Genomic DNA, 8,601 nt, shown 5'->3' with positions numbered 1-8,601 from the left:
ATTTGTCGCTGGGAGGCGGGCAGTTTGCGCCTCGCCCCGGCCAGTGACGGATGTGACGACGGTGCATGGAAAACCAGCCCGGCGACGTCGCGCGATCGCGCTGCGTAGGGTTGGCCGGTGGCCGTGACCCCGGATCCCACCCGAGTTTTCGCGCGGCGGGCGACCCTGGGCCGAGCGGTGCGGCTGCTGTCGGAGTTCCGCTTCGAGCAGTCCGACCCGGCCCGGTTCTACGGCGCGCTGGCGGCGGACACCGCGGCGATGGTGAGCGACCTGTGGCTGGCCGCGCGCGGCGAGCCCCCGGCCGGCCGCACCGTGCTCGACGTCGGCGGCGGGCCCGGCTACTTCTCGGCCGCGTTCGAAGACCTGGGCTTCCGCTACATAGGTGTCGAACCCGACCCGAGCGAGATGCACGCGGCGCAACGGTCCCCCGCGGACGGCCCCGGCGTCTTCGTCCGCGCCTCGGGCATGGCGCTGCCGTTCGCCGACGACTCGGTGGACATCTGCTTGTCGTCCAACGTCGCCGAGCACGTGCCGAGGCCGTGGCAGCTGGGCAACGAGATGCTGCGGGTGACCAAGCCCGGCGGGCTGGCCGTGCTCTCCTACACCGTCTGGCTGGGCCCGTTCGGTGGGCACGAGACGGGTCTGGCCCATTACCTCGGTGGCGCCCGCGCCGCCGCCCGCTACGCCCGCAAACACGGGCATCCGGCGAAAAACAACTACGGGTCGTCGTTGTTCGCCGTGTCCGCGGCCGAAGGGCTTGACTGGGCCGCCAGCACCGGGGCGGCGGTGGCCGCATTTCCCCGCTACCACCCCCGATGGGCATGGTGGCTGACGTCGGTCCCGCTGCTGAGGGAGTTCGGGGTCAGCAATCTGGTGCTGGTGCTTCGGCCCCGATAATGAAACATGTTCTCGTTTTGCGTCGGCTTGGGTAGGGTGGCGCCATGCGCGCCGGCGACGATGCAGCGCGAAGCAATGAGGAGGAGCGGCGCAGATGCCAGAGAGCCAAACGACGGAATACGACAAGCTTTTCATCGGCGGCAAGTGGACTGCGCCGTCGACCGACGAGGTGATCGAGGTGCGCTGCCCGGCCACGGGCGAGTACGTCGGGAAGACGCCCATGGCGGCGGCCGCCGACGTCGACGCCGCGGTCGCCGCGGCCCGCGCGGCCTTCGACAACGGCCCCTGGCCCACGACGCCGCCCAAGGAGCGCGCGGCCGTGATCGCCAACGCGCTCAAGCTGATGGAGGAGCGCAAGGACCACTTCACCCAGCTGCTGGCGGCCGAGACCGGCCAGCCCCCGATGGGCGTCGAAACCATGCACTGGATGAGCTCCATCGGGGCGCTGAACTTCTTCGCCGGCCCCGCCGCCGACCAGGTCAAGTGGAAAGAGGTCCGCACCGGCGGCTACGGGCAGAGCATCGTCTACCGCGAGCCCATCGGCGTGGTGGGCGCGATCGTCGCGTGGAACGTGCCGCTGTTCCTGGCCGTCAACAAGCTGGGCCCGGCGCTGCTGGCCGGCTGCACCGTGGTGCTCAAACCGGCCGCCGAAACCCCCCTGAGCGCTAACGCTTTGGCGGAGGCCTTCGCCGAGGCGGGGCTGCCCGAGGGGGTGCTGTCGGTGGTGCCCGGCGGGATCGAGACGGGGCAGGCGCTGACCTCCAACCCGGGCGTCGACCTCTTCTCCTTCACCGGCAGCTCGGCCGTCGGCAAGGAGATCGGCCGTCGCGCCGCGGACATGCTCAAGCCGTGCACGCTGGAGTTGGGCGGCAAGTCCGCGGCCATTGTCCTCGAGGACGTCGACCTGGCGGCCGCCGTCCCGATGCTGGTGTTCTCCGGCATCATGAACACCGGGCAGGCCTGCGTGGCCCAGACCCGCATCCTGGCGCCGCGTTCGCGGTACGACGAAATCGTGGATGCGGTAGGCGCTTTCGTGCAGGCGCTACCGGTGGGCCTGCCGTCGGACCCGGCCGCCCAGATCGGCTCGCTGATCTCGGAGAAGCAGCGCGCCCGGGTCGAGGGCTACATCGCCAAGGGCATCGAGGAGGGCGCGCGGCTGGTGTGCGGCGGCGGCCGGCCCGAGGGCCTGGACAGCGGCTTCTTCGTGCAGCCGACGGTGTTCGCCGACGTCGACAACAAGATGACGATCGCCCAGGAGGAGATCTTCGGGCCCGTGCTGAGCATCATTCCCTACGACACCGAGGAGGACGCGATCAAGATCGCCAACGACTCGGTGTACGGCCTGGCCGGCAGCGTGTGGACCGCCGACGTGGAGCGCGGCATCTCGGTGGCGGAGAAGATCCGCACGGGGACCTACGCGATCAACTGGTACGCCTTCGATCCCTGTTGCCCCTTCGGCGGTTACAAGAACTCGGGCATCGGGCGTGAGAACGGCCCCGAGGGCGTGGAGCACTTCACTCAGCAGAAGAGCGTGCTCATGCCGATGGGTCACACCATCGAGGGCTGACGCTTAGCGCCGAACGCGCATCCATCCGCGAAACATCAGCAGGTCGCGGTGGGTGCGCGTTCGGCGTTTCCGGCCACGTCAAAACCGCAAATTATGCAATGAAGCATAGAAACATCGATAGTTACTGGCACGTAAATTAAGAGACGCGTCTGCGCGCTCACGGGTTTTGCGTGCTTCTGCGCTTATATAGGCAATAAAACTTGCTTACTGGACCGTTGTCTTATATGCTTCTCAGCATAATCATCGGCGGCGCTCAGGCCGGGAGAGAACCATGTGGATCATCGAGCTGAACATCGGCGGCTATCAATTCACCCGCGAGATGCCCGACCTCAAGCGCCGGAGTTTCCGGTTCAGCCCGCGCAGCGTGCACTGGCCGGCACTGCGGCACTCACACGCTGCATGACGTCAGCCACGGGAGGCACGAGAGTGGCGACCACGAGCGAAACACTGCAGGACCCCAGCCCGACGAAGCGCGGCGGCACGCGCCGGAAAATGCTGGCCAGCGCCGCCGAGGTGATGCGGGAGCGAGGCGCCGCGGGGGTGACCATCGACGCGGTGCTCGCCCGCAGCGGTGCGCCGCGCGGCTCGGTTTACTACCACTTTCCCGACGGCCGCAATCAGATCCTGATCGAGGCGCTGCGGTATTCCGGTGACTCCATGACCGCGATGATCGACGACGCCGCCGAGCAGGGCGCCCGGGTGCTGCTGGGCAAGTTCGTCGAGTTCTGGGAGCGCCTGCTGACCGAGGGCGGCTTCAGCGCGGGCTGCCCGGTGGTGGCCGCGGCGATCGGCTCGGACGACGACGACGCCCAGCTCTCCGCCGAGGCCGGCGCCATCCTGGGCCGTTGGTGCGCCGCGCTGACGCGGGCATTCACCCACGACGGCTTCGAAGAACCCTGCGCCGCCTCGCTGGCGGTGATGTCGATCGCCGCGCTGGAGGGCGCCATCGTGCTGTCCCGCTCGACCGGCAGCATCGACCCGTTGCGCCAGGTCGGCGATCAGCTCGAATTCCTGATCAAGGCAAGGGAATTCGTGCTACGCAACAATATCGGGGAGTGATCCCTCAGTCGCTGGCTGGCAGCGGCTTGACCTCTTTGAGCTGCAGCGCGGTCGCACCGACGCTCAGGCTTCCGGCGCCCGGCTTGGTCACCAGCACCTCGGCGCCGGTCTCGTCGACGTAGCGCTTGCCCATCACGGTGCCGTCGGCGAACGCCGGATCGAGTTCGCCCGAACGCTCGGCGCCTATCGGCACCATCGGCGCACCGCCACAACGCAAGTCGTCGAGGCTGTCGGCGCTCCTGACGACGATCACCTGCGTGTCACACACCTGGCTGGCCAGGCGGGTTCCATTCTTGATCATGCACGTAGCCCTTCCAGCGTCTCGATGATCTCCCGGCGAAGAACCTTGCCGGTGGGGGTCGTGGGCAGCTCGTCGCGAAACACCACCCGGTCCGGGGTTCGCGACCCGCGCAGGCTTTTCCGGACGTGCTCGCGCAGTTCCTCGGGATCGGGGTCCGCGCCGGGCCGGGGCACCACCACCGCGACGATCGCCTGACCCCACTGCGCATCCTCCACGCCGACCACGGCGACGTCGCGCACGTGCGGGTGCTCGACCAGGACCTCTTCGAGTTCGGCGGGCGCGATGTTCTCGCCGCCGCGGATGATGGTGTCGTCGCTGCGACCGCCGATGAACAGGTAGCCGTCCTCATCCAGCATTGCGACGTCTCTGGTTGGGAACCAACCGTTTTGGTCGAGCACCGAACCGATGCCGGTGTAGCGCCCGGAGACCTGCTCGCCCCGGACGAACAGCTCACCGGTCTGCCCGGGCCCGAGCACGTTGCCGTCCTCGTCGCGGATCTCGATCTCGATGCCGGGCACCGGCCGTCCCACCGAGGCGAGCCGCCTGGCCCACTTTTTCTGGTCGGGTCCCTTGGCGGCCTGCGCCGCCCGGTGGTCGTCGGGGGTCAGCACCGCGATGGTCGAGCTCGTCTCGGTAAGGCCGTAGGCGTTGACGAAGCCGACGCCGGGCAGCAGCTCCAGGGCCCGGCGGACCAGCGGCAGCCCCACCTTGGACCCGCCGTAGGCCAGGTTGCGCAGCGAGGGCAGCTCGTGGCCCTCGGCCTCCAGCGTGGCGACGATGCGGTCCAGCATGGTGGGCACGACCGTCGCGGTGGTCACGTTCTCGGCGTTGATCAACCGAACCCATTCCCTCGCATCGAAATTCGGCAGGTACACCATCTTGCGCCCGGCGTACAGGTTCGACAGGGCGGCGCCCACCCCGGCGATGTGATAGGGCGGCACGCAGATCAGCGCGGCGTCGCTCTCGTCGGCCGATTCGAATTCGACCGTGCCGGTGACATAGCTGGTCAGGTTGTTGTGCGACAGCTCCACGGCCTTGGGCTGCGACGTGGTGCCCGAAGTGAACAGGACGACCGCGACCGAGTCGGGGTCGGGAAACTCGGCGGCGGGCTCAGCGTCGCGCGCGGCCGCCAGGAATTGGTCCGTGGTCATCAGCCGGCCGGGGGCGTCGCCGACCATGTCCCGGTACCGGTCGTCGACGATCACCAGCGGCTCGGGCAGGCGCTCGATCAGCGCCCGGATGCCGTCGGCCGAGAGCCGGTAGTTGAGCGGGGTGAAGGGCAGCCCGGCGCGCGCGGCCGCAAAGATCAGCACCGGCAGCATCGCGCCGCCGGTGCCCACGTAGACCACGTGTTGGGCGTTCGATCCCGCGATCACCCCGGCGCCACCGTCGGCGAGATCGCTGAGCTGCTGGGTCGTCAGCCGCAGCGCGCCCGAGTGCCCCTCGGACACCACGGCCGGGCGATCGGGATTGCTCGACGCGGCCATCTCCAGCAGCAACGAAATACTCACGCTTGCACTTTCTCCGGTATCAACGCGTTACAAAGCTGATCAAAAGTGTCATGTTCGACTGTAGTTTAGATCACGCGACACCGTCGAAGCCCGGGCCGGGGCTCAGCTGCCCGTCCAGCGCGGCGGGCGCTTCTCGGCGAAGGCGATGGCGCCCTCTTTGGCGTCGTTGGACGCGAACACCGGAGTCAGGATCTTGTTCTGCTCGGCGAACATGTTGTCGGGGTTCCAGCCCCGGGACTCGACGATGATCCGCTTGGTGGCGGCCACCGCGAGCGGCCCGTTGGCGGCGATCCTCTCGGCCAGCGCGATGGCCTCGTCGAGTGCTTTGCCGGGCTCGGCCAGCACGTTGACCAACCCCAGCTCATGGGCGCGATCGGCCGGCAGGTTGTCGCCGGTGAGGGCGAGCTCCATGGCGATCGCCGACGGGATGCGCTGCGGCAGCCGCAGCAGGCCGCCCCCGCCCGCGACCAGGCCGCGTTTCACCTCGGGGATACCGAAGGCCGACTCCCTGGACGCGACGATCAGGTCGGTGGCCAAGGCCAATTCGGTGCCGCCGGCCAGGGCGTAGCCCTCGACCGCCGCGATGAGCGGCTTGACCGGTGGACGCTCGGTGAAGCCCATGCCGCGGCCCTCGACGATGGGCAGCTCGCCCCGCGCGAAGGCCTTGAGGTCCATGCCCGCGCAGAACGATCCGCCGGCGCCGGTCAGGATGCCCACCGAAAGACCCGCGTCGCCGTCGAGCCGGTCGACGGCCTCGGCCAGGCCGTTGGCCACCGCGGCGTTGACCGCATTCTTGGCCTTCGGCCGGTTGATCGTGATGATCAGGACCCGATCCCGTTGTTCGACCAGGACTTCGGGTTCGTTGGCTTCTTCGCTCACGGCCGCACAGCTCCTTCGGGTAGGGGTGGCTGCTATCCGAGAAGATGGTAGCGGTCGACGGAAATGGCATTGGCACCAGTCGAGAGTCCCATTACCAAGGGCGGACCTCAGGCCGGCGCCATCGCGGCTTCGACCACGGTGAGTTGCTCGGAAAGCCCGGCGGCCCTTCGTATTTCGACAAAGTCGGCCACCATGGCCTCGGTCACCTCGTGCGGGTCCTTGAGCGTGGCGCCGTCCGAGAGCACCGAGATGTTGAGCTGGTCGACATAGCTCCAGACGGTGATGTTGAGGCCGCTGCCGGCGGTCAACGGACCCACCGAGTAGATCTCGGTGACCAGCGCCCCGCCGACGCGGCCACGTTCCCGCGGACCCGGAACGTTGGAGATGTTCAGGTTCAGGATCTTGTTGTGCCCGTCGCGCCCGGACGCCCACCGGAAGAAGGCCTGGGTGGGCGCGGGCGGCATGTAGGCCGCCCAGCGGCTGACCAGCTCCGGCCCCATCAGCTGGTTGCTCTCCTTGGCGGCGAGGGCGTTCTCATGGGTGCACCGCACCCGCTCCAGTGGATCGTCGGAGTCGGTCGGCAGGCCCACCAGCACACCGGTGAAACGATTCCCGGAGATGCGCTCGGGTGAGAAGTCGAAGCTCATCGGCACCGACGCCAGCAGCGGTTCGGCCTTGCCGTCGTAGCGCAGCAGCAGGGTGCGCAGGGCGCCGGCCGACATGGCCAGCACCATGTCGTTGATGGTCGCCCCGAGCCGCTTGCCGGTCTCCTTGACGTCGGCCAGCGCCAGCGTGGCGGTGGCGAACCGGCGTTCGGGCGTGATCTTGTGGTTCATGAAGGTCGGCGGCGGCTCGAACGGCCGGGTCAGCTCCGGCGACAGCTTGCGCGAGCTGCGCCGCACCCGGCCCAGGCCCTCGGCCGTGTAGCGGATCGTGTGCGGGATCCGCCCGACGTGGCGCAGGTGATCCGCGAAGGCCGAACTCAACAGCTGGCGCGGGGTGGGTGCCGGGTCGCACAGGTACGGGCCACCCTCCGGTCCGGGCTGCAGGTCCATGCCGCGGGCCATCAGGTTGGCCGAGGCGACGCCGTCGGCGAGCGCGTGGTGAATCTTGCCGACCACCGCGATCCGGTTGTTGGCCAGGCCTTCGATGAAGTACATCTCCCACAGCGGGCGGCTGCGGTCCAACGGCGTGCTGGCGATGCGACCGATGGCCTCGTCCAGCTCGCGCCGTCCGCCCGGCGCGGGCAGCCGCCACGGCCGAATGTGGTAGTCCAGGTCGAGCTCGCAGTGCTCCCGCCACATCGGATGGTGAAGCTTGAGCGGGATCTCGACTAGCTGGTAGCAGAACGGCTCGAGCTTGTTCAGGCGGCCGCGGATGACTTCGCGGAACGCGCCGATGTCGAAGTCACGCCGATCGGAATCGAGTTCGATCACAGCGGCTTTGATCGTGTGCATGTGCACGTTCGGCGTTTCGCTGTACAACAGGACCGCGTCCCACCCGCTCAGCCGTTTCACCGCTGCCCCTTACCCATAAAGGGACCATACTCAGCGGCGGCTGCTCAGATAACCTCTTTGGCCGCGTTTGTCTTGGTGCGATAAACCTGGTTGAGGAACAGCGAAGTCGCGTGCGCGGCCGCGCCCGCCCGCTCCCCGTCGATGAGGTCGTAGCCGTGGCCCGCGCCCGGCAGCTCCAGGTAGCCCACCATCGAATGCGAGACGGCCCGCATCCGGTCGACGAAGCTGCGCGCCTGCTCGACGGGGATGACGCTGTCCCTGCTGCCGTGAATCACCAAGAACGGCGGCGCATTTCGGTGCACACGCGCGATCGGCGACGCGTCGCGGAACACCTCGGGGTGGCGGTCGATCCTGCGCTTGACCACCACCCGCTCCAAGAAGTCGACGAACCGGTCGCGCTCGGGCGTCGAGCGGTCCTCCCAGTCGTAGCGACCGTAGATGCCGACGACCGCGTCCACCGAGGTGTTGGCGCCCTCTGGCAGCTTCGCGTGATACTGCGGGTCGTCGGGGGTCAGCCCGGCCAGTGCGGAAAGGTGCCCGCCTGCCGAACAACCCGCCACCGCGACGAAATCGCGGTCACCGCCGAACTTGTCGACGTTGGCGCGGGCCCAGGCGATGGCGGTCTTGACGTCGATGATGTGCCGGGGCCAGCGGTGGTGCGGGGCGACGCGGTAGTCGATCGCCAGGCAGACCCAGCCCTGCTCGGCCAGCCGGGACATCAGGGCGGAGCCCTGGCCCATCGCCTTGCCATGCACCCAGGCGCCGCCCGGGACGAAGATCAGCACCGGCGCGGGCTGCGCGGGATCGTGTCGGCCGCGGACCTTGAGGTGGAGTGGCCCGCCGCACTGCGGACGCCGCCGATCTGGGATG

The 8,601-nt window shown here is 68.6% G+C and carries 9 protein-coding genes; 4 read left to right on the top strand and 5 right to left on the bottom strand.

Annotation, left to right across the window (positions count from 1 at the left end; translation table 11 throughout):
- Positions 1-123: 123 nt before the first annotated feature.
- From A5692_RS25425 to A5692_RS25415, 4 genes are all read left to right on the top strand, one after another.
- Entirely contained in the window at positions 124-897 is a 774-nt protein-coding gene (locus A5692_RS25425) for a class I SAM-dependent methyltransferase (RefSeq protein ID WP_156766275.1), read from the top strand.
- 94 nt (positions 898-991) lie between these two features.
- A complete protein-coding gene (locus A5692_RS25420; RefSeq protein WP_068061649.1) occupies positions 992-2,464 on the top strand; it encodes an aldehyde dehydrogenase in 1,473 nt (490 codons plus the stop codon).
- 271 nt (positions 2,465-2,735) lie between these two features.
- Entirely contained in the window at positions 2,736-2,867 is a 132-nt protein-coding gene (locus A5692_RS30190) for a hypothetical protein (protein WP_255397082.1), read from the top strand.
- An 89-nt stretch (positions 2,868-2,956) separates the two neighbouring features.
- Positions 2,957-3,523: a TetR/AcrR family transcriptional regulator gene (locus tag A5692_RS25415; RefSeq protein WP_068061654.1), complete on the top strand. Its 567-nt coding sequence runs from the start codon at positions 2,957-2,959 to the stop codon at positions 3,521-3,523.
- Positions 3,524-3,527: 4 nt separating this feature from the next.
- Here the strand turns inward: A5692_RS25415 and A5692_RS25410 are convergent, their stop codons facing one another.
- From A5692_RS25410 to A5692_RS25390, 5 genes are all read right to left on the bottom strand, one after another.
- The gene (locus tag A5692_RS25410) at positions 3,528-3,824 is read right to left on the bottom strand and encodes a hypothetical protein (protein ID WP_067740363.1); all 297 of its coding nucleotides are present in this window, start codon (positions 3,822-3,824) and stop codon (positions 3,528-3,530) included.
- Positions 3,821-5,335: a class I adenylate-forming enzyme family protein gene (locus tag A5692_RS25405; RefSeq protein ID WP_068061646.1), complete on the bottom strand. Its 1,515-nt coding sequence runs from the start codon at positions 5,333-5,335 to the stop codon at positions 3,821-3,823. The genes A5692_RS25410 and A5692_RS25405 overlap by 4 nt, the downstream gene beginning before the upstream one ends.
- Before the next feature lie 102 nt (positions 5,336-5,437).
- A complete protein-coding gene (locus A5692_RS25400; protein ID WP_068061644.1) occupies positions 5,438-6,214 on the bottom strand; it encodes a crotonase/enoyl-CoA hydratase family protein in 777 nt (258 codons plus the stop codon).
- Positions 6,215-6,321: 107 nt separating this feature from the next.
- Positions 6,322-7,731, bottom strand: coding sequence for a wax ester/triacylglycerol synthase family O-acyltransferase (locus A5692_RS25395; RefSeq protein ID WP_068061641.1), 1,410 nt, complete (start codon positions 7,729-7,731; stop codon positions 6,322-6,324).
- A gap of 44 nt (positions 7,732-7,775) precedes the next feature.
- The coding region (locus A5692_RS25390) for an alpha/beta hydrolase (RefSeq protein ID WP_068061638.1) at positions 7,776-8,601 on the bottom strand (826 nt) is incomplete at its 5' end.

The organism is Mycobacterium sp. E342 (assembly GCF_001667665.1).
GTDB lineage: Bacteria > Actinomycetota > Actinomycetes > Mycobacteriales > Mycobacteriaceae > Mycobacterium.
This window is presented reverse-complemented; position numbering and strand designations above follow the sequence as displayed.

Excerpts from the sequence above, each read along its gene's own strand:
- A5692_RS25420 (WP_068061649.1), top strand. The coding sequence starts at position 992 with ATGCCAGAGAGCCAAACGACGGAATACGACAAGCTTTTCATCGGCGGC.
- A5692_RS30190 (WP_255397082.1), top strand. The coding sequence starts at position 2,736 with ATGTGGATCATCGAGCTGAACATCGGCGGCTATCAATTCACCCGCGAG.
- A5692_RS25415 (WP_068061654.1), top strand. The coding sequence starts at position 2,957 with ATGCTGGCCAGCGCCGCCGAGGTGATGCGGGAGCGAGGCGCCGCGGGG.
- A5692_RS25410 (WP_067740363.1), bottom strand. The coding sequence starts at position 3,824 with ATGATCAAGAATGGAACCCGCCTGGCCAGCCAGGTGTGTGACACGCAG.